The sequence below is a fragment of the Larkinella harenae genome, assembly GCF_054780515.1.
Genome location: NZ_BAAGWE010000001.1, coordinates 1,373,162 through 1,393,875, shown reverse-complemented (window position 1 = coordinate 1,393,875; position 20,714 = coordinate 1,373,162). Strand labels below are relative to the sequence as shown.

At 54.3% G+C, this 20,714-nt stretch carries 13 protein-coding genes; 5 read left to right on the top strand and 8 right to left on the bottom strand.

Annotated features, from left to right (window positions below):
* Positions 1 to 44: 44 nt before the first annotated feature.
* The 8 genes from ACYVH9_RS05605 to nirB all read right to left on the bottom strand — a co-directional run bounded on the left by ACYVH9_RS05605 (position 45) and on the right by nirB (position 11,249).
* Complete coding sequence (locus ACYVH9_RS05605) at positions 45 to 1,151, bottom strand: Wzz/FepE/Etk N-terminal domain-containing protein (protein WP_460635313.1); 1,107 nt, start codon at positions 1,149 to 1,151, stop codon at positions 45 to 47.
* Entirely contained in the window at positions 1,151 to 3,496 is a 2,346-nt protein-coding gene (locus ACYVH9_RS05600; protein ID WP_460635312.1) for an SLBB domain-containing protein, read from the bottom strand. Before ACYVH9_RS05600 ends, ACYVH9_RS05605 begins: the two co-directional genes overlap by 1 nt.
* 177 nt (positions 3,497 to 3,673) lie before the next feature.
* A complete protein-coding gene (locus ACYVH9_RS05595) occupies positions 3,674 to 4,375 on the bottom strand; it encodes a class I SAM-dependent methyltransferase (protein ID WP_460635311.1) in 702 nt (233 codons plus the stop codon).
* Between the two features lie 47 nt (positions 4,376 to 4,422).
* Positions 4,423 to 5,511, bottom strand: coding sequence for a non-hydrolyzing UDP-N-acetylglucosamine 2-epimerase (gene wecB / locus ACYVH9_RS05590; protein WP_460636447.1), 1,089 nt, complete (start codon positions 5,509 to 5,511; stop codon positions 4,423 to 4,425).
* A gap of 607 nt (positions 5,512 to 6,118) precedes the next feature.
* A complete protein-coding gene (locus ACYVH9_RS05585; protein ID WP_460635310.1) occupies positions 6,119 to 6,793 on the bottom strand; it encodes a response regulator transcription factor in 675 nt (224 codons plus the stop codon).
* Between the two features lie 19 nt (positions 6,794 to 6,812).
* Positions 6,813 to 8,276, bottom strand: a complete 1,464-nt coding sequence (locus ACYVH9_RS05580; RefSeq protein ID WP_460635309.1) for an ATP-binding protein — start codon at positions 8,274 to 8,276, stop codon at positions 6,813 to 6,815.
* A gap of 6 nt (positions 8,277 to 8,282) precedes the next feature.
* Positions 8,283 to 8,639 (bottom strand): nitrite reductase small subunit NirD, encoded by a 357-nt coding sequence (nirD, locus tag ACYVH9_RS05575; RefSeq protein ID WP_460635308.1) that lies wholly within the window; start codon positions 8,637 to 8,639, stop codon positions 8,283 to 8,285.
* 90 nt (positions 8,640 to 8,729) lie between these two features.
* Positions 8,730 to 11,249 (bottom strand): nitrite reductase large subunit NirB, encoded by a 2,520-nt coding sequence (gene nirB / locus ACYVH9_RS05570; protein WP_460635307.1) that lies wholly within the window; start codon positions 11,247 to 11,249, stop codon positions 8,730 to 8,732.
* A 280-nt stretch (positions 11,250 to 11,529) separates the two neighbouring features.
* Between nirB and cobA the strand changes: the two genes are divergently transcribed.
* From cobA to ACYVH9_RS05545, 5 genes are all read left to right on the top strand, one after another.
* Positions 11,530 to 12,312 carry a uroporphyrinogen-III C-methyltransferase gene (gene cobA, locus ACYVH9_RS05565; protein ID WP_460635306.1) on the top strand — a complete coding sequence of 261 codons (783 nt, stop codon included), beginning with the start codon at positions 11,530 to 11,532 and terminating at the stop codon, positions 12,310 to 12,312.
* 321 nt (positions 12,313 to 12,633) lie between these two features.
* The gene (locus ACYVH9_RS05560) at positions 12,634 to 14,163 is read left to right on the top strand and encodes an alginate export family protein (RefSeq protein WP_460635305.1); all 1,530 of its coding nucleotides are present in this window, start codon (positions 12,634 to 12,636) and stop codon (positions 14,161 to 14,163) included.
* 15 nt (positions 14,164 to 14,178) lie between these two features.
* Positions 14,179 to 15,480, top strand: a complete 1,302-nt coding sequence (locus tag ACYVH9_RS05555; RefSeq protein ID WP_460635304.1) for a NarK family nitrate/nitrite MFS transporter — start codon at positions 14,179 to 14,181, stop codon at positions 15,478 to 15,480.
* 105 nt (positions 15,481 to 15,585) lie between these two features.
* Positions 15,586 to 19,131: a molybdopterin-dependent oxidoreductase gene (locus ACYVH9_RS05550; RefSeq protein ID WP_460635303.1), complete on the top strand. Its 3,546-nt coding sequence runs from the start codon at positions 15,586 to 15,588 to the stop codon at positions 19,129 to 19,131.
* Between the two features lie 111 nt (positions 19,132 to 19,242).
* Positions 19,243 to 20,712: a rubredoxin gene (locus ACYVH9_RS05545; protein ID WP_460635302.1), complete on the top strand. Its 1,470-nt coding sequence runs from the start codon at positions 19,243 to 19,245 to the stop codon at positions 20,710 to 20,712.
* Positions 20,713 to 20,714: the final 2 nt, after the last annotated feature.

The window sequence follows — 20,714 nt, the reverse complement described above, 5'->3', positions numbered from 1 at the left end:
GGGTATCAATCAACACGTTCGACTTTCCTGTTTCGGCGGCTTGCTCACGTCGTCAGGCTTCGACGCAACTGCTCAACGGCCTTCATCTCCACCGCTACGCAATACACACTGCCGAGCACAAACCCGGCGAGTGTATACAGAACGACCATCACCGTACGCCGGGGCGACGAGCGTTTCAGCGGAATCCGGGCCGGCTCGAGGACCTTGAAAACCGGCGTTTGTTCCTGAACCTTGATTTTGGCCTGCTCAAATTGTTTGGCCAGTTCCGTGTAGACGACCTGCGAGATGTTCAGTTCGGCGTCAATGCGTTGCTTTTCCATGGTTGCCGCCTGCACAACCATGTATTTATGCTGATCGTTGTACTGAAACATGCTGTACTGCGCCCGCTCAAACCGACGCTTGGCTTCCTTCAGCCGATTGGTGTAAAACTCAAGATCGCGCCGGGATTTTTCGGTGCGGTAATTGGTGACGTAGCGCGTCAGGTAATCCAGGGTAATGTCCGTCACGGCGGCCACCGCTACCGGATCGGGCATCTGGGCCGAAACCGTGATCACTCCGGAACGGGTGTCCATCTGAGCGCCCACCCGCTGCTGAATATCTTCGAGCAAATCTTGCTGCTCCTGCGTAAGCCGAATGGTTTGGGGCCTGGTTTTGGCCTGGATGATATCGGTTTTGGTGGGCGATGAAAACCACTTTTTGTCAAACCAGGCGTCGGAAACCGTCAGCAGATCAGCCACGGTTTTCTGGCCGCCATCTTTCGTCGGCACCGACTGTTTCATCAGAAACAGGATGAAGGGCGTGCTCTGTAATACCTTGGGATACAAGTCGGGACGAACGGCATCGACACTACCGGTTTCGCCAAACTCCAGCCCGGCAAACCCCGCGACGGTGGCCAGCCGCTTGATCAAATCCCCCGAGCCCTGACTTATTTCGGGCATGATTCGGGCTTCGGATGTATACTCCGGCTTCTGCAACAGCGACAGCACAATACCGATGAGCGCAAACGAACCTGTAATCAGTCCTAATACCACCTTTCTCTTCCAGAGCACCTGACCGATTCGGGCCGGCGATAAACCCAGCCAGTAACGGCTGGCCGGCGCGGGTTGGTGCGCTACATGATTCGCGGTCGATGGGATGGCTTCTGCGTTCATTAAAATAATCGAATTACGGTCAAGACCACTGCCGCCAGGGAGGTGATGCCCGTCATCACAGCAATCCGCTCGGCAGGCGACAATTTTGTATCTTCCCGTTTGGGCTTGCTCGGAATGATCAAGTCCATGCCCGGCTCGGGTTTGGGATACGAACGAAAGAACAGGAATTGCTTGGTTCGCCGGATTTTGCCATTCGCGTGGATCACGTATGTTCTCCGTCGTTGCGCCTTGGCGGTAAACCCGCCCGCTTCGTCGATGTAGGATCGAAAGGATTTATCAGAGTTGTAATCCACCGTCGACGGATTAAGCACTTCCCCAAGAATCCGTACCAGCTCCACTTTCCGGGGAATCGTGATGGAATCGCCCGCCAGCAGCAACAAATTCCCGCTATCTGTTGGCTTCTGTAAAATTTCGCGAAGATTGATGGAAATCATGGCTCCATTCCGACTAAACCGGGCTGCTTTCAGAAAGGCTTCCGGTTGTAGCCCCCCCGCCCGACTGATCAGATCCGACACCCGTTCGGATTTATCCCGAATGGCGTACCGTCCCGGATAGCGCACTTCCCCCGTGATGGTCACCAATTTTTGCGCTTCGTACCGGGGCGATGTCCGCACAAATACCTGGTCGAATGGCTGAAGGCTGAACCGCGCATCGCTTTCGGTCAGGCGCAGGTTCTCGTCCAGATCAAACTGAAACAGACGGACATTCTGGTTGGTCGGCAAACCGGCGGTATCGCTGCGGAGCCGCCGGGCAATCTCAATGCGTGAGGCCGTAGCCCCTTCCGCAAAGCCACCCGCCAGCACAATCAGGTTGGCCACACTCATGCTGTCGGCATACGCAAAATCACCGGGTTTATTGACCGCTCCCTGCAACGAGACGGTCCGCTTTTCGCGCAGATCGCTGTACGCCAAAACCGTTATTTCGTCTTCGCGTTGCAGCGGAATATCGGTCGTTTCACTTCGCATCACTTTACCCAGATCAACCGGTATCAATTCCGGATCGAGGTTGGGCCGGAGTCGCCGGATGGTTCCCCGGTTCAGAAAAGCATCTTCCCGCAAACCTTCCGCAGCCGTGATAAGCTGCCGGAGCGTCGGATTTTTTTGCAGCGAATATGTGCCCGGTCGAAATACCGCCCCGCTGATGACGACCCGGTTGGCAAACCGTTCGAGAATGCTGCCCACCACGTACAGATCCCCGCGCTGGGGCACAAATTTCTCCAACTCGGCGGCCGGAATGGTTCCAACTTCCAGCTCTTTGGGGGTATTCCGGCGTAACGTCAACGATGCGGTATAAGCCTTATCGGTAAACCCTCCGGCAAAAGCCAGCACGGTTTTCAGAAACTCGTCCTTTTTTACTTCATAAATTCCCGGTTGCTTCACTTCGCCACTGAGCTCAACCCGGGTGTCGTAATGGTTCACAAAAATGATGTCCTGATCCTGCAAACGGATGTTATCCTTCTGATCAGCACCCAGTAAAAAGTCATAAATATCCAGGGTGCGAACCACGCGGTTTGCGCGGATCACCCGGATATCCCGAAATGAGCCCCGACCCGGATCAGGCCCCCCGGCGGCATACAGCGCATTGAAAACCGTTCCTAAGGACGACAATGTATACGTTCCTGGCTTGACCACCTGCCCAATCAACGTCACTTTGATGCTCCGGATGTTGCCCAGCGATACTTCCGCCTGCACACCACTTCCGGGCGCATTGAGGCCGGTATACAATTGCCGCAACCGGCCAATAATGCGCTGGCCGGCCTGTTCCACAGTCAAACCGTTGACGTAAATGGGACTCAGATTTTCCAGTCGAATGGTACCTTCCGGATTGATTTTGGCGCGGTAGTTTTGCTGGGCATTCCCATAGATGTCCACAATCAGCTCATCATCCGGCCCCAGTTGGTAATTTTTGGGTGTCGGAATCCGCAGGTTGGGTTCAAACGTCAGGCTGGCGTTGGAAAACAGGGAAGCGCCAAAAACCGGTGATGCTTTTTCTTCGGCTAGAGCGGGTTTCGTAACGGGCTGGGAAACGGGCGTTGCCAGCTCTTCCGATTGGGTACGGCCAGCTCCCGTGTCGCGGACCGGTTTTTGTTCCGGTTTGGTTTCCAGATCGGCAATACGTTGACGCATCTTGACAATATCGGCGGGCGTGAACCCGCGCGACAAGGCCATTTGCTCAATCTGTGCTTCGGAGAGACCGGTTTCTTTCGCTTGTTGAATAAACTGCTGCACCTGCTCGTCGGTCAGTTCGCTCACCTTCTGAGCAGTTGCCGGAGTAAACAGCCCTAGCCCAATCAGTACGACCAGGCTTAGTAGCCTACCACCTGTTCTCCAATTCGTTAAACCCAAAAAAATCACGGTATAAACGGAATAAGTGCAAGGAGCTGCCCAGGAAACTCACCCAGGGCTCAGTGTTGTAAATATAGAGGGAGGGCAAAAGGTGGATGTGTAGAAAACTATCCAAATCTCGGGTCCGGCGGCCACTCAAAGGCCTATTGTAATGCCTATTTTGGGGTAAAAATCGGCTTACTTTGCCAGTACTAACAATGAAAAACCACCCAGTAGCTTGGCCGCCATGTCTTCGTTGATAGCATACAGCAGTTTTCGCGGCCAAACCGCAACCCTGGACCGAAAATCCTTCATTGGCAAGTCCAGCGACCCCGTTGTATAAAAGAAATCAACGACTTCGTAGCCACTGTCGGTCAGGGTAGCCAGCGCGGTTTCTTTCATGAAATAATGCAAATGACCCACTGACCGGCGGCCAGCCATCAACCGGTTTCTCAAAATGGCGCTCACCGACAGATCCAGCGGAATATGGAATAAAGTATGCTTTGCCTTCTGTCGGCACTGTTTTAGAAACCCCAGGTAATCATCCACGTGTTCAAACACATCCATCATGATGAGCAAATCAACGACGGTTTCCGTTTCCAGGAAATTCTCATGCCGAAATCTCAACCGGGCTTTCTCCCGCTGTTTAGCGAGCATGATGGCATCAACGGATATGTCGTAGCCCGTAAAATCCACATCTTCCGGCATGGCCCGATACAGCTGATTCAGGATTTCGCCCGCTCCACAACCAACTTCGGCCACGGTTTGAGGAGCAATTGGATTTCGGTCCAGCATTTTCAGAATCTGCCGGGCCTTCCACGGCGAATCCTCTACGTGCCAGGTTGGGTTTTTCTGCAAATATGCCCCATTTTGTTCCGTATAAATGATACCCGTCGTCATCCTTACACTGCTGTTTTCACGGTTTCTGTTGGTTTCCAATCTTGGCATTAATCAAATAGAACGCCGGCCACCCGCCCGGCGGCTTGCCCGTCCCAAAGCGGAGGAATTGTTCCTTTTTTAGCCCGGCCATCCAGAATTTCAATCACCTTCTGGTGAACAGTTTTGGGATTTAGATCGGCCAGCAACTGGTTGGTACCGAGCTCCACCGTCACGGGGCGCTCCGTGCTGTCGCGGAACGTCAGACAGGGCACTTGCAGGAAAGTCGTCTCCTCCTGAATCCCACCCGAATCCGTCACCAGAATGGCTGCGTGTTCCATCAGATTCAGAAATTCCAGGTAACCCTGGGGTTCCATCAACTTCAGATTGGCGATGGATTTCAGGCGGTTGGCCAGCCCGAATTTTTCAATATTACTCAACGTACGCGGGTGAATGGGAAACAGTACTTTTTTGTACTGGGCGGTATCTTCAACGATCTGCAAAATGCTTCGCAAACCGTGTTCCGCATCAACATTAGCTGGCCGATGCATCGTCATCAATACGTATTCTTTCGACTTCAGTCCCAGTTTTTCAACCGTTTCGGTTTCAGCGGCTTTCCGCCGGTAATGCACCAGCGAGTCGATCATGACGTTGCCGACAAAATGTACTTTTCCGTCATCAACGCCCTCTCGCTTCAGATTATCCAACCCGGCTTGTTCGGTTACAAACAACTGGTCAGAAATCCGGTCAGTCAAAATACGGTTGATTTCTTCGGGCATTCGCCGGTCGTTGCTTCGCAAACCGGCTTCTACGTGCACCACCGGAACATGAAGTTTTACAGCCACCATCGCGCAGGCAATGGTCGACGTGACATCGCCCACCACCAGCACCAGGTCGGGCTGCTCTTTTTCCATGACGGTTTCAAACGCCAGCATGATGCGGGCGGTCTGCTGCGCGTGCGACCCTCCGCCAATGCCCAGAAAATAATCGGGCTGCGGCAGTTCCAGCTGACTGAAAAATACGTCGCTCATTTTAGCGTCGTAATGCTGTCCGGTATGAACAATAATCGACTGAACAGCAGCGTACTGCTGAAAAGCGCGGTGAAGAGGAGCCACTTTCATGAAGTTGGGACGCGCCCCAACGATATTCAGGATTTTGATCGGCTTTTGCATGGTGAAGTCAGAGGACCGGTTCACCACAAAAATTGGGGGAATAAAACCGTCGGCTTGTAGAAAATTTAGGAATGTGTCTCCCCTTTGCAATTCCTACGGCTGACGCTGAATCGAATCTTCCGAGCCAATTCACCCGGTCACAAACGAGCGGAAAAGTGATTGACAACACCTTAACCAACAATTGCATTCTAAATTCAATGAAAGCTGACTGGCCATTGATTTTTTTCGGGAGAATTGATGAGCTCTGCCAACCTCGACTGTCTTGGCATAAGAACCAGGACCAGCGGAACCAAAGGCATGGACTATCAGCATTTTACCACAGTGGATTTTGTCTGTGATGCTTCGTTTCAGAAGTGGGTCATTGCCCCCGATCCGGCCATCCAAACGTTCTGGTAAGCCTGGCTTCGGCACCATCCGCACAAAACCGCGGAAGCAGAAGAAGCCCGGCAACTCATTCAGACGCTGGGTTTCGGGACAAGTTACGAGGCCAGCCGTGCCATGATCGAGGTTTGGCAAAACATTGCCCGACAGCTCCGTGGTGGCGCTGAACGCCAATACGCAGCTCTCATTCTCGAGCCACTGGAACACCAGCAAGTCACAACGGTTTTCCGGAATCTTCCAGCGCGCGTCGGATGAGGTCAACGGTATTTTTCACCCCGGCTTTCCGCATGATGCTGGCCCGCTGGTTGGCAACGGTGTTGGGGCTGATGGCAAACTCTTTGGCGATTTCAGGACTACTCATCCCTTTTGTCAGGCAGGTAAGAATCTGGGCTTCGCGCGTGGTAATTACCTTCCAGATCGACGGTTTGGGCTGCGGGCCGGCGTCGGTTTTTAGTGGGCTGGCCACGGGCAACACCAGTTGGCGAATGATCACCGACGACGCGCTGGGCGGGTAATACAAATCCCCGTCGACCACGGTCCGAACGGCCAGCAGCAACTCCTCCCGATCCGTGTCTTTTTGCAGGTAGCCAGCCGCGCCGTATTGCACAGATTTCAGAATATAATCCTGGTTGTTGTGCATACTGAACATCAGCACCCGAACACGCGGGAATTGCTGCGTCACCGCCTTCAAGGTATCGATCCCCGACATCCGGGGCATGGTAATGTCCAGCAGGATGACGTCCGGCTGAGTCGCCGGAATCATACTGATCGCTTCGTCGCCATCCGGGGCTTCGCCCACGATCTCGATATCGGTTTCATCTTCCAGCAAGGTCCGAATCCCTTTTCTGACCACAGAATGATCGTCGGCAACCAGAATCCGTATGGGCATACGCTAAAAAGTTTTCAAACTACTGACTATCAAAACGTACCGGAAACCGAACTCGCACTTTCGTTCCTTTTTTGCTTTTCGACGTCAGGGTGAATTCGCCGTTTAGCAACCGGGCACGAGTGCGCATGTTTTCGATTCCCTTGATGGCGGGCACCCTTCGTTCGCCGTTCAGCACCGACTTGACGGCAAAGCCCTTTCCATCGTCTTCAATGGTTAACTCCAGAACGGCTTTTCCCAGTTCCAGCTTAATCCGAATGGTTTGCGCTTCGGCGTATTTAATGGCATTGTTCAGGGCCTCCTGCGCAATGCGGTACAACCCAATTTCCATCGCCGGACTCAATCGATTCGGCAAGTCGGCTCCTTCAAAAACCACCGCCAGACCAGACGAACGGGCCGCCTGGTCCGCCAGAAACTGGAGCGCAGCCGCCAGACCAAAATCGCCCAATACCGACGGCATCAGATTGTGCGAGGTTTGTCGGGTGGTCTGGATTACGTCGTAAATCAGATCGCACAACTCCTCAAACCGTTGCCGGTGTTTGGGTTCGGCAAACGGAACGGTTTTTAGCTTTTCTGCGTGCAGTTTCAGGCCCGTCAGCATCTGGCCGATGCCGTCGTGGAGTTCACGGGCAAACCGACGTCGCTCCTCCTCCTGCCCTTCCAGCAAAGCCGCCGACCGCACGGTATCTTCCAGCAATTGCAACCGGTATTTTTCTTCGGTAGCCCGCAGCAATTCCTGCTGTGTCTGCACCAGTTGCTGATTTGCCACTTCCAGATCCCCGTTGGCGCGTCCCAGGCTGATGTTGGCCTCCCGAAGTGCTTCATCCGATTCGGTCAACTTCCGAATGACCTCCCGGGTGTGGTTGACCACGGGCTTGAAAATCAGCAGCCCCTCAATCAGCAAGGTCAGTAACGTAGCCACCGTCAACACCCATTCGACCTGTTCCAGCTGCCGGACCCGTTCAAAACTTTCCGTATCGAACCGGAAAACAATTGCATTCATCTGTTGCAGAAAAAGCGGCTCTTCGCGAAGCAGCCGCTCGAGGGCCGCTTTTTTCTGCGCAGGTGGCGCATGGGCATTATTGATCTGCCGAAAGCTGTCGTAAACCGACCGGAAAACCGGCTCGATTTGCGCGAACATGGCTTCCAGCTGACGGCTCTTCCGCACGGAATACGCCATTTCCATCCGCAACATTCCGTTCCGCAGCTGGATGTGGCTTTGACTCCAGGTCCGCAACAGCGAATCAAATACCACCGTATCAGCCGACGGTATTCCGGTGATTCGCAACAGCGCCAGCTTGGTTAGCCGCTGGCTGAGCATCCGCTGCCGCCCGGCTACGTTCACCACCCGGCTGTCGTCGTAATGCGTACTGATGGTTCGCCGGATAAACAGCAGCCCGCTCAGCGATAGCAACGCAACAACGGTGAGCGCCACCACATAAAACCGGGTCAACCGGGCTGCGACCTGTTCATCAAGCTGACTCATGCTGGGTTATTCCACTCCAATATACACCATTCCGTCCATTACTTTCACCGGAAAAGTGTTGATCTGGTAGCCTTCATCGTTCAGGCATTGTCCACTTCGGAGCGAAAACGTCTTTTTGTGAAACGGGCAGGCCACCTTCGGCTCGTCGCCCTGGCTACCGGTCATGCCCCGCGATAGCGCCATTTGCTGCCGGTGCGGGCACTCGTTATCAGTAGCATACCATTCGCCCCGGCGTGTAAAATTGAAAACGGCAATCTGGTGCCCGTCGATCAGCACACAGGCACCGCCATTTTCGGGAATATCGTCGACCCGGCAGGCCAGCCGCCAGGTCATTTCTTCTTTATCTGCAACAAGCGCTTCCATGATAGTAATGTGGTTAGAAAAAGACAAGGATGATTGTTGGGAAATCCCGGCTGCACAACCGTAGTACAGAATACGATGAACAAAAAACCGTTATTTCCACTCCACGGCCCGCTTCTGATCGCGCAGCGATTCAAACCGGACGGTCGGGTCTTTTTGCTCTGGTACGTTGACAAAGTGGGTAAACCGTTTGCGGAGCTCCGGGTTGTCAACCACTTCTTTCCATTCGCATTTAAACGTATCGACCAGCAACTGCATCTCCTGCTCCAGATCGGCAGCAATGCCCAGCACATCGTCCACCACCACGGCTTTCAGGTACGTCATGCCGCCCTCCATTTTATTGAGCCAGGTTGCGGTACGGGCCAGCGGATCAGCAGTTTTGATGTAAAACATCAGAAAACGGTCGATGTAGCGAATGCAGGTTTCTTTGTCCACATCCGACGCCAGCAATTGAGCGTGCTGCGGTTTGGAACCGCCGTTGCCGCCTACGTATAGATTCCAGCCTTTTTCGGTGGCGATGATGCCAAAATCTTTGCTCTGAGCCTCGGCACACTCACGAATGCAGCCCGACACGCCCGATTTGATCTTGTGTGGAGACCGTATGCCCTTGTAACGATCCTCCACTTCAATGGCAAACGACACCGAATCCTGCACGCCAAACCGGCACCAGGTGGATCCGACGCAGCTTTTCACCGTCCGCAGTGATTTCCCGTAAGCGTGGCCGCTCTCGAAACCGGCCGCTATCAGTTCTTCCCAGATTCTGGGCAAATCGCCCACGTGCGCACCGAAGAGATCGATGCGCTGCCCACCGGTGATTTTGGTGTATAAACCGTACTTTTTAGCCACCTGCCCAATGACAATCAGCTTGTCTGGTGAGATTTCTCCCCCGGGAATGCGCGGAACCACCGAGTACGTGCCGCCTTTCTGGATGTTGGCCAAAAACCGGTCGTTGGAGTCCTGTATGGTAGCCCGGCCCTGCTCCAGAATATTTTCGTTCCAGAGGCTGGCCAGCAGCGAAGCAACCAGCGGCTTACAAACCTCACAGCCATCTCCTTTTCCAAACTGGTCCAGAACCGCATCGTACGTCTGAAACCGGTTGATTTTGACCAGATCCAGCAGCTCCTGCCGGGTGTAGTCGAAATGTTCGCAAATGATGTTTCGGACGTACAAACCCTGCTGTTTCATCACGCCCTGAATCAGGTCTTTCACCAGGGGTGTGCAGCCCCCACACCCCGTGCAGGCTTTGGTGCTTTTCTTGAGTGCCTCAACGGTGGTATGGCCTTTCTCGCCGATTTCGTGGCAGAGCATGGCTTTCGTAATGGCTTCGCAAGAACAGATCAGCGCATCGTCGGGCAGACTCATCACGCCAGCACCCGCTTCTTCGCCCCCACGCGCGCCCAGAATCAGGTCTTCCGGATTGGGCGGCAGTACAGTTTTATTCTTGCAGGTTTGCAGCAGCATATTATACTGCTCGGCATCGCCCACCAGAACTCCACCCAACAATTCTTTGCCGTCCGGCGAGATGTTCACCCGTTTGTAAACTCCTTTCGCTTTGTTCTCGTAAACGATGGTTCGGCTGGCTGGCTCGGCCACAAATGGATCACCAAAACTCCCCACATCCGTACCAATCAGTTTCAGCTTGGTCGACATATCAAACGGCTTGAACTCCTTCGTGTCGCCCATCAGCCGGGAGGCCACCACCTCGGCCATTTCGTAACCGGGCGCTACCAGCCCATAAATCATGTGGTGCACTACGGCACATTCGCCGATGGCAAAAATGGACGAGTCGGACGTCTGGAGAAAATTGTCGACCACCACGCCCCCGCGGGGGTGCGTTTCCAGACCGCTTGCTTTCGCCAGCTCATCGCGCGGGCGAATCCCGGCGGAAATCACCAGCATATCTACTTCCAGCGTCGAGCCATCGGCAAACTCCATTCCGGTAATGACATCCTCCCCGGTAAGCTGCTGCGTACTTTTCGACAGGTGGATGTTCAGCCCCAGCGACTCCAGTTGGGCCTGAAGAATTTTCGATCCGGCATCGTCGATTTGCCGGGGCATTAGGCGCGGTGCAAATTCAACGACGTGCGCTTCTTCCAACCCCAGATCAAGCAGCGCTTTGGCGGCTTCCAGCCCCAGCAAACCGCCCCCCAGCACAGCACCTTTCCGGGCCTTCCGCGCGTGGGCCTGAATAAGGTCCAGGTCTTCGATGGTGCGGTAGACGAACACCCCGTCTTTCTCGACACCCGCAACCGGCGGCACAAATGCGCCCGAACCGGTTGCCAGGATCAGGTAGTCATAAGGCACTACCAGACCGTGGTGCGAACGCACTTCCTTGCGTTCCCGGTCGATGTCAACCACCGGATCGGTTAGATACAGTTGAATCCCATTCTCGGCGTACCACGCTTCCGGCGCCATGGTCAGGTCTTCGGCGGTTTTTCCGGCAAAGTAGGCGCTTAGATGAACCCGGTCGTAAGCCACCCGGGGCTCTTCCCCAAAAACCGTCAGTGAAAACCGTCGTTCATTTTTTTCTTTGGCAATCAGCTTTTCGCAGAACTTGTAGCCCACCATGCCATTACCAATCACAATGATCCGCTTGTTTGTGTTTGTATTCATAGTCATAAGTAACTATAAGAGTAAAACAAACCTGTTTTTATATTGCAATATTCAAAGAATACCCCCAGTAAATAATTCAAATATCACACTTCAAAACTATACTGATTTTTTCCAAAAACCTAATATTTAATTCTATACAACTCAATTTTTAATCTTATTTTTAACAAATTACTATTGTTTTGCAAAATATTACCTCTATTTTTGACACAGATTTTATCAATAGCAATATTTATATATATAGTATATTTACACTATAACACCATCAAAAATCAGTAGCATGATGCAGCCAAAGCTTACACTCGTGGGGGCGGGTCCCGGCGACGGCGAATTGATCACCTTGAAGGGGGTCAGGGCGCTCCGAAAAGCCGATGTCGTATTGTACGATGATCTGGCCAACGCAACTTTACTGGAATACGCACCCGCTCACGCTCTGAAGACATACGTTGGGAAACGGGCTGGTAAAGCGTCGTTCACGCAGGAAGAAATTAACCAGCTAATCGTCCGGCTGGCGCAGGAACACGGCCACGTAGTCCGGCTGAAAGGGGGAGACTCTTACGTGTTCGGGCGCGGTTTTGAGGAATACGAGCACGCACGCCACTACGGTATTCCCTGCGAAGTGGTACCGGGCGTATCCAGCAGTATTGCCGTTCCGGCTTCGCAGGGCATTCCGGTGACCTGCCGGAACGTGAGCGAAAGCTTCTGGGTGATTACGGGCACCACGCGTCACGGCGAGCTCTCCGACGACCTGCGGCTGGCGGTGCAGTCCAAAGCCACGGTGGTGATTTTGATGGGCATGAACAAACTAGCGGAAATCTGCGCACTTTACTGCCAGGCCGGGCGGGGTCACCTGCCGATGGCCATTGTCCAGAACGGAACGCGCATCGATGAGCAGTGCGTTTTGGGACAGGTCTGGAAGATGCCGCATCTGGTGGCCGAACAGGGCGTGGGGGCGCCCGCGGTCATGGTTATTGGCGAGGTCGTTACGCTGCATCCGTCCTACCTGGCCGAATGCATGCGGAGTGTACCGGTTGACGGTTTTCAGTATTCGGTTTACGGTAGCTGACACCGGTTCGTTCGCGCATTCAGTCTAGCGCGTCAGCTACTGTAAACTGTAAACCATAAACCCAAAAAAAGCCGATCCGGTGTGGGGGCACCTTTGGATCGGCAAAAACAGGTTGTCTATGTAAAACACAAACATCTCAAAGAAAATGAAAAAACGCACGTAAAGCAAATCGCTCCTTTCCATCCTTCAGGTGAATAGGCCGCTCGTTCACTGCTACTAACCGTCCTTTCAGGCCATTGCCTGCCCGTCGCCTTTTCGGGGCAACGCGGGATATTTTTTGCCTACCGGTTTCATTTTCTCTCTCATCTGGCCATTCGATTTATGAATAGCAACCTTATACGGATCGTAACGATTAGCGCCCTAACGCTGCTTATTTCAACGCAACTACAGGCGCAGTTTTCGCTGATCGGGCAGTTACGCACCCGCACCGAACTGCGCGACGGTTACGGCAACCTCAGCCCGCGCGATAGCCGGGCGGCTGCTTTTACGTCGCAGCGCACCCGCCTGACGTTCGGTTACCAGTGGAATCGTATCACCTTTGGCGTGGCGGTGCAGGATGTTCGGGTTTGGGGGCAGGATGCCTCTACCATCAGTGTAGCCGACGGAAACCGGCTTATGATGCACGAAGCCTGGGCGGACCTGGTGCTGATCAACCGCGCCGACTCGACCCTCAAATTTGCTCCCCTTGATAGGCTGTCGCTGAAAATTGGGCGACAGGAGCTGGTGTACGACGACGTTCGGCTGCTGGGGAATCTCGACTGGCTGCAACAGGGCCGTCGGTTTGATGCAGCGCTGTTAAAAGCCCAACATCACGGCTGGGCGCTGGATCTGGGACTGGGCTTCAACCAGAACTCCGACGCTGCCGGGCTCACCGGAACGGGCTACACGCCAGCCAACGCCCCCACCTCAGCCCTTTCGACGAAAAACGTGACGCTGCCGATTCCGGGCGGTTTTCTGCCTACAAGCGGCAAAGGAGGAGCACCGGTGGTGGCCAATGCCGTCAGTACCAACGGACAGAATCAACAGTTTAAAGCATTCCAGCTCTTGTACCTGACCCGGAAGTTCAACCGGACCAAATTCTCGGCGCTGGTTTTCAAAGACGATTTCTCCAAATACCGCACAGATTCCATCGGCAACGTTTCAACAGGTTACGTATATGGCCGCCGTTACGACCGGCCGGGCGTTCATTCCCGCATCACTTACGGTGCCATGCTAACGGGGCAGTTGGGCCACGCGTCCGGTACATTTCTGCCTGTGCAGTGGCAAGCCTTTGGCTACTGGCAAAATGGCCGCGACCGCGACGGCTTGCGCATTCGGAAGGCCCATCATTACGGCATCAATGCGGTTTTTCAGAAGGGCTTGTTCAGCGTCAGTCCGGGCTATGAAGTGCTTTCCGGCAACCACGCCAACACGCTCAAAGGGGGCGAAACCAACCGATTTGACCCGCTGTACGGTACACCCCACAAACATTGGGGCTATATGGACTACTTCTACGTCGGTACCGGCTCACCCGCTGGCGGTTTGCAGGATGCATTCCTCAAATTCAAGTATGCTGGAAAACGCCTGACCACCGGGCTGGACGTTCACTATTTCGCTTTGGCGGCTACCACGTACAACCAGCTGCCCGACGCTCCGGCGGGGGCGACTCTGGCACCGACGCTCGGTGTCGAGTATGATTTTACCGCCACGTATACCCTGAACAAATTCACGACACTGGAAGGCGGCTACGCCCTTATGAACGGCACCAACACGCTGGAATACAGCAAACAGGGCACTATGGACCAGAAAAACAAGCTCGGAACCTGGGCTTACCTGATGATCAATATCCGACCGGACTTTTTCGCCAAATAAAAAACCGATACTGACATGAAAGCAACTACAAACCAACCGCTCGAATCGCTCCGGATTTTTAGTTTCAAGGGCATCCAGATGCGCACGTTTCACATCACTTGGCTGACCTTTTTTGTGTGCTTCTTCGGCTGGTTCGGACTGGCTCCGCTGATGCCCGCCATCCGGGCCGACCTGGGATTGACCAAACCGCAGGTGGGCAACACCATTATTGCTGCGGTTTCGGCTACGATTTTCGCCCGGCTGCTGGTGGGCAAACTTTGCGACACCTGGGGACCGCGCAAAACGTACACAGCCCTGCTGGTGCTGGGTTCCCTGCCCGTGATGTTTGTTGGCCTGGCCCACGATTACACAACCTTTCTGCTGTTTCGGCTGGCGATTGGCGTTATCGGAGCCTCGTTTGTCATCACGCAATTCCATACCTCGGTGATGTTTGCTCCAAGTATCAAAGGAACCGCCAACGCCGTTGCCGGCGGCTGGGGTAACCTCGGCGGAGGAATTACGCAACTGGCGATGCCGGTGATTATGGCTACCATTATTGGTTTTGGATACGCCAAATCCGACGCCTGGCGCATGGCGATGGTGGTGCCGGGCGTGATGATGCTGGTTATGGCGTTCGTATACTACCGGTTTACCGCCGATACCCCTAATGGCAATTACGACCAAGTGGAGCAACGCGCGACAAAAGGCGAAAAAATCAGTTTCTGGAAAGCCTGCGCCGACATTCGCGTCTGGGCGCTCGCCCTGGCCTACGCCTGCTGCTTCGGCATGGAAATTACTTTCGACGGCGTCGCATCCCTGTACTTCTTCGACAATTTTCACATGGAAGAAACCGAAGCTGGCTTCTGGGCCATGCTCTTTGGCTTCATGAACATTTTCGCCCGGGCGCTGGGTGGTATCGTTGCCGACAGAGTGGGTCAGAAATACGGAATGCGTGGCAAAGGCATCCTGCTGGCCAGCATGCTGCTGCTGGAGGGCATCGGCATTGCGCTGTTTGCCCAATCGGGTAACCTGGCAATGGCCATTGGCTCGATGCTGCTATTTGCCCTGTTCCTGAAAATGGCCAATGGCGGCACGTACGCCATTGTTCCCTTCGTAAACCCCAAAGCCGTGGGCGTGATCTCCGGCGTAGTCGGAGCGGGCGGCAACATCGGCGGTATGCTGATGGGCTTCCTGTTCAAATCGCAATCCATTACGTACGGCCAGGCTTTCCTGTATATCGGCGCACTCGTTGCCGCCGTGGGGTTGCTTTTGTTCCTGGTCAACTTTGGCAAATCCGCCGTTGTCAAAACCGTAGAAACCGAATTACAAACCGCGTAAGGAGTTAAGAATGAGGAGTTATGAGTTGGCGCTGCCAGTTCATGATTTTTGCGGAGCTAACATTTAACTCATAACTCCTCACTCTTAACTCATAATTCTGAAATCATGGCTCATCAAACGACCTGTTGTTATTGTGGAGTTGGCTGCGGCATTGTGGTCAAACAGGAACCGAACGGACGCTTGACCGTTGAGGGCGACAAGCAACACCCCTCCAACCGGGGTATGCTTTGTTCGAAGGGTATGAACCTGCACTACACGGTCATGGATGGGTCAGACCGGTTGCTGTATCCGCAGATGCGCGCCCACCGTTCCATGCCTCTGCAACGCGTTAGCTGGGACACGGCGCTGGAACGTACGGCCGCCGTTTTTCGAACGTTCATTCAAAAATACGGCCCGGACTCGGTGGCCTTTTATGTGTCGGGGCAGTGCCTGACGGAAGAATATTACCTGGTCAACAAGCTGATCAAAGGCTTTATCGGCTCCAACAACATCGATACCAACTCGCGGCTTTGCATGAGTTCGGCGGTGGTTGGCTATAAACTGTCACTGGGCGAAGATTCAGTGCCGATCTGCTACGATGATATCGAGGAGGCCGACCTTTTTTACGTGCAGGGAGCCAATCCAGCCTGGTGCCACCCGATTCTCTGGCGACGGATTGAAGCGCACAAAGCCGCCAACCCGCATGTCCGGATCATTTGTGTCGATCCGCGCCGAACCGACACCGCCCGCTCATCGGATCTGCATCTGCCCATCCGGCCCGGCACCGATATTGTTCTGAACAACGCCATCGGTCGGTTGCTGATTGAGAATGATCAGATTGATGCTGATTTCATCACGAATCACGCCGACGGTTTTTCGGCCTACCGCGAGCAGGTCATGCAGCGAACCGTGGAAGAAGCTGCCGACCTCTGCGGCATTGAGCCGGAAGCAATTCGCCAAACTGCCCACTGGATTGGTCGCTCGAAGGGCTTTCTGTCGCTCTGGACGATGGGCATGAACCAATCAGTCGTTGGTGTTCACAAAAACCTGTCGCTGATCAATCTGCACCTGATTACGGGGCGAATCGGGAAGCCCGGCAACGGTCCTTTTTCGCTGACGGGGCAGCCCAACGCCATGGGTGGCCGGGAAGTGGGTGGTTTGGCCAACGGCCTGCCTGCCCACCGCGATGTAACCAACGCTGCCCACCGCGCCGAACTGGAAGCGTTCTGGAATAGCCCGGTTCAGATTGCAGCCAAACCGGGCCTGACCGCTACCGAAATGGTTGATGCGCTGGCTGATGACAAACTGAAAGCCATCTGGATCATCAACACCAACCCCCTGGTGAGCCTGCCGGACGTAAACAAAGCCGAAAAAGCACTGAAGAACGCCCGGTTTGTGGTCGTTCAGGATATTTCCAACCGCGCCGATACCGTGGCGTTTGCCGATGTGGTATTGCCCGCTGCAGCCTGGCTCGAAAAAGAAGGTACCATGACCAACGCCGAGCGCCGGATTACGTACCTGCCCAAAGTGCTCGACGCGCCCGGCGAAACCCTGCCCGATGCCGAAATCATCTGGCGGTTTGCGCAGAAACTGGGCTTTCAGGAAGCCTTCAATTACCAAAACAGCGCGGAGGTGTACCGCGAATATGCACAGAGCACCGCCGGTACGAACGTTGATATGACGGGCGTCAGTTATGAGCGGCTCCGGGAGATGCGAACCATCCAATGGCCCTATTCGGCACAGACGAAGAACAGCGGGAACGGGATTGGCACGCAGCGGCTTTTTACCGATCACCGGTTTTACACCCCCAACCAGCGCGCTCAGATTCACGCCGTGCCCGACGGCAATGCTTCCGAGCCAACGGACGAGGATTTTCCGCTGGTGCTGACCACGGGCCGCATTCGCGACCAATGGCATACAATGACCAAAACGGGGCGGGTGGCCAAACTGAACCAGCACGTTCCACAACCGCTGCTGCAAATTCACCCCGACGATGCCCGAAACCGCGGCATTCGGGAAGGCCAGCTGGTGGTTGTGAAAGGCCGTCGCGGGGAGGTGCGGGTCAAAGCGCAGTTGACAGACGACGTTCGGCCGGGCCTGTGTTTTCTGCCCATGCATTGGGGGAAGCAACTCAACAGCGACCTGAACCGCGCCAATAATCTGACCAACGCGTTGGTTGATCCGAAGTCGAAAGAACCCGATTTTAAATTTTCGGCGGTCGACGTTTTACCGTACCAAAAACCGTCCGAAAAAATTATCATCATCGGCGCGGGCTCCGCCGGGCTGGGCTTCATCAATGCCTACCGCCAACTCAATCAGGAAGATGAAATCCATGTCTTTTCCAAGGAAATCTACCCGTTCTACAACCGCGTTCTGCTGCCCGATTACATCAGCGGAGCGCAGACGTGGGAACAGCTCGTTAAACTACGGGAAGATCAATTCGCCGAAACCAACCTAACCGTTCATAAGGGCGTCAGCATTGAACACATCGACCGCAACGCCAAAGTTGTTATTGACAGCAACGGTTCTGAACACACGTACGATAAACTCCTGCTCGGCACGGGAAGCAGCGCCTTCATGCCAAAAGGGATACCGCGCCTGCCGGGCATTTTCAACATGCGTTCGCGGCTGGATGCCGACTCGCTCCTGCCCTTCCTGACGGACGATGGCCGGGCGCATGCCGTGATTGTGGGCGGTGGTTTACTGGGTCTCGAACTGGCCGCTTCCCTGCGGTTGATGAACGTTCGGGTAACGGTGGTGCAACGATCAGGACGGTTTATGGAGCGCCAGTTGGACCCATTAGCCAGCGATCTGCTCTACCGTGAATTGCTGGATCGGGGCATCGATATTTATTTCAACGAGGAAGTTCAGACTTTTCAGGGCACCGGACGGGTGGAAGGCGTCTGGCTCAAATCGGGCCGAAAGCTCGACTGCCAGGTGGTGGTCATGGCCATCGGCACCGTGCCCAGCGTCGAACTGGCCCGGGCAGCCGGGTTGGAGTGCAGCCGGGGCGTGGTAGTCAATGATTATCTGCAAACCTCTGATCCGGCCATTTTTGCCGCCGGCGAGCTGGCGCAGTGGCGCGGGCAGATGTGGGGCATCACCCTGGCTGCCGAACAGCAGGCCGAAGCGGCCGCGCGGTTCATCGCCGGGGATATTTCCCAGCCGTATCGGGGCAGTGTTTCCATGAACATTCTGAAAATGGAAGGACTTCACCTGTGCAGCATTGGGCTGGCCGAGGTACCGCCCCACGCGGGTTCGGAATACGAAGAGATTGTTTTCATCGACCGGGCAAAACGGTATTACAAAAAGTGCATTGTACACAATGACAAGCTGGTGGGTGCGATTCTGGTCGGTGACAAAAACGAGTTTCAGGAATTCCGCGATCTGATTGCCAACGGTCTTGAACTATCCGAAAAGCGGTTGCAACTCCTACGTTCCAGCAAAAAGGTCGATCCGGTGGCCGGTAAACTGGTGTGTTCCTGCAACGCAGTTGGGCAAGGTAATCTGGAGCGGGCTATTCAAAACGGTTGCACAGACTTCCAGCAGCTCTGCCAGACAACCGGCGCTGGTACTGGCTGCGGCTCCTGCCGACCCGAAGTACGCAGTATTCTTTTAAAGAGTGAAGAATCAAAAATTATGAGTGAAGAATTAATCACACCAGGTAGCTAGTGTTTGACCCACTTAAACCTGTATGGTCTGGCATTCAAGCTAAAAGCTCTACTAATCAAAGCGAAGAAGCCCTAAGCTGATGCCGGAGCCAACTCTTAATTCATAACTGCCATGCGCGATTACTATACCTTAAAAATCAACCTTCCGGCGGGGATCGTGTCACCGGGAACGCTGCAACAGGTGCTGCTGGCAACGCACGAAGCGCGGGTTCGGGAAGTGCGGTTTGGAAACCGCCAGCAATTGCTGATGCTGGTGCATTACGAAGAATTGCGGGCGTTAGAGAAAAAGCTAAAAACGCTGCCCGTACGCTTTGAGACGAATACCGATCAGTGGCCCAACCTCATCAGTTCGTACTGTGGTGACGAAGTGTTTCATACCGGTGCCTGGCTGCGGGAAAGCGAGTACCATACCGTACTGGATCAGTTCGATTACGCCCCCCGGCTGAAAGTTAACCTGTCGGATGCCAACCAGAGCTTTACGCCTTTTTTTACCAGCAACCTCAATTTTATTGCCTCGACCGAACCGCATTTCTGGTACCTGTACGTACGGTTTAAACAGACCAATACGGTTTTTTGCTGGCCGGAACTGATTTACACGAACGAGGTCGGCCGACTGGCGCGGCTGGTAGAAGACACCATGCTGGACGGCCAAATCAACGATAGCAAAGGGCTTTATCAGGCGGTTACCACCAACCGGACATTCATCACCCAACCCGTTACGCAAGATGTTGAGCTGCCGGAGTTCTCGCTGCCTTATTACGAGGGCTTTAATCGCTACGGCCAGCGTTCGTGGCTGGGGCTGTACCGCCGTGACGAACAATTTCCGGTGGCCTTCCTGCTCGACCTTTGTACTCTTTGCCTGAAAACCCGAATCGGCGAAATCTGCGTAACACCCTGGAAATCGCTCATTATCAAAGGCATTGAAGAAAAAGACCGGCCACGATGGTCGCAGATCATGGGCAAACACAACATCAACGTCCGGCACGCGGCCAACGAGCTGGCCTGGCAAACGGAAGATCATTCCGACGAAGGCAACCAGCTAAAGAAATATGTTTTACGGTTTTTCGAGAAAAACGACACCCGCACCTTCGGGCTGTGTTTTGGTGTGCAGACTCGCCCCAAATCCGAAGTTTTTGGCTCTGTTTTGATCCGTCGGCGGCCCCTGATTTCGATTGGACAGCTTGCCTTATTCAGCGTCTACGACCTGTATTTCACCGAAAACTTTAATCCGAACAGCCGAACGTATTGCCTCTTTGAGAAGGGTTTGCTCAAAATTCATTTGCCTTACCAGCTCCAGCGCCTGTGCCGGAAATTCAGCACCCACCGCCCACCGGAACCCCTCGAAACCGTACGTCCGGAAGCCGAAAAAAACGAACCATCGCCGGGTTATAATCCATTGCTCCATCAGTGCCCGCACTGCCTGACGGTTTATGATTCTCAGTATGGCGACAGCCGGAACGGTATCCCGGCGGGTGTGCTGTTTCGTGATTTACCGGAAAGCTACACGTGTGCTACCTGCGATGCCCCAAAGGCCGAGCTCCAGATCATTCCGTGGAAAAATACCGCTCCAATTACCCTCTAAAG

Excerpts from the sequence above, each read along its gene's own strand:
- cobA (WP_460635306.1), top strand. The coding sequence starts at position 11,530 with ATGCAGCCAAAGCTTACACTCGTGGGGGCGGGTCCCGGCGACGGCGAA.
- ACYVH9_RS05605 (WP_460635313.1), bottom strand. The coding sequence starts at position 1,151 with ATGAACGCAGAAGCCATCCCATCGACCGCGAATCATGTAGCGCACCAA.
- nirB (WP_460635307.1), bottom strand. The coding sequence starts at position 11,249 with ATGAATACAAACACAAACAAGCGGATCATTGTGATTGGTAATGGCATG.
- ACYVH9_RS05560 (WP_460635305.1), top strand. The coding sequence starts at position 12,634 with ATGAATAGCAACCTTATACGGATCGTAACGATTAGCGCCCTAACGCTG.
- ACYVH9_RS05555 (WP_460635304.1), top strand. The coding sequence starts at position 14,179 with ATGAAAGCAACTACAAACCAACCGCTCGAATCGCTCCGGATTTTTAGT.
- ACYVH9_RS05550 (WP_460635303.1), top strand. The coding sequence starts at position 15,586 with ATGGCTCATCAAACGACCTGTTGTTATTGTGGAGTTGGCTGCGGCATT.
- ACYVH9_RS05580 (WP_460635309.1), bottom strand. The coding sequence starts at position 8,276 with ATGAGTCAGCTTGATGAACAGGTCGCAGCCCGGTTGACCCGGTTTTAT.
- ACYVH9_RS05595 (WP_460635311.1), bottom strand. The coding sequence starts at position 4,375 with ATGACGACGGGTATCATTTATACGGAACAAAATGGGGCATATTTGCAG.
- ACYVH9_RS05545 (WP_460635302.1), top strand. The coding sequence starts at position 19,243 with ATGCGCGATTACTATACCTTAAAAATCAACCTTCCGGCGGGGATCGTG.
- ACYVH9_RS05585 (WP_460635310.1), bottom strand. The coding sequence starts at position 6,793 with ATGCCCATACGGATTCTGGTTGCCGACGATCATTCTGTGGTCAGAAAA.
- nirD (WP_460635308.1), bottom strand. The coding sequence starts at position 8,639 with ATGGAAGCGCTTGTTGCAGATAAAGAAGAAATGACCTGGCGGCTGGCC.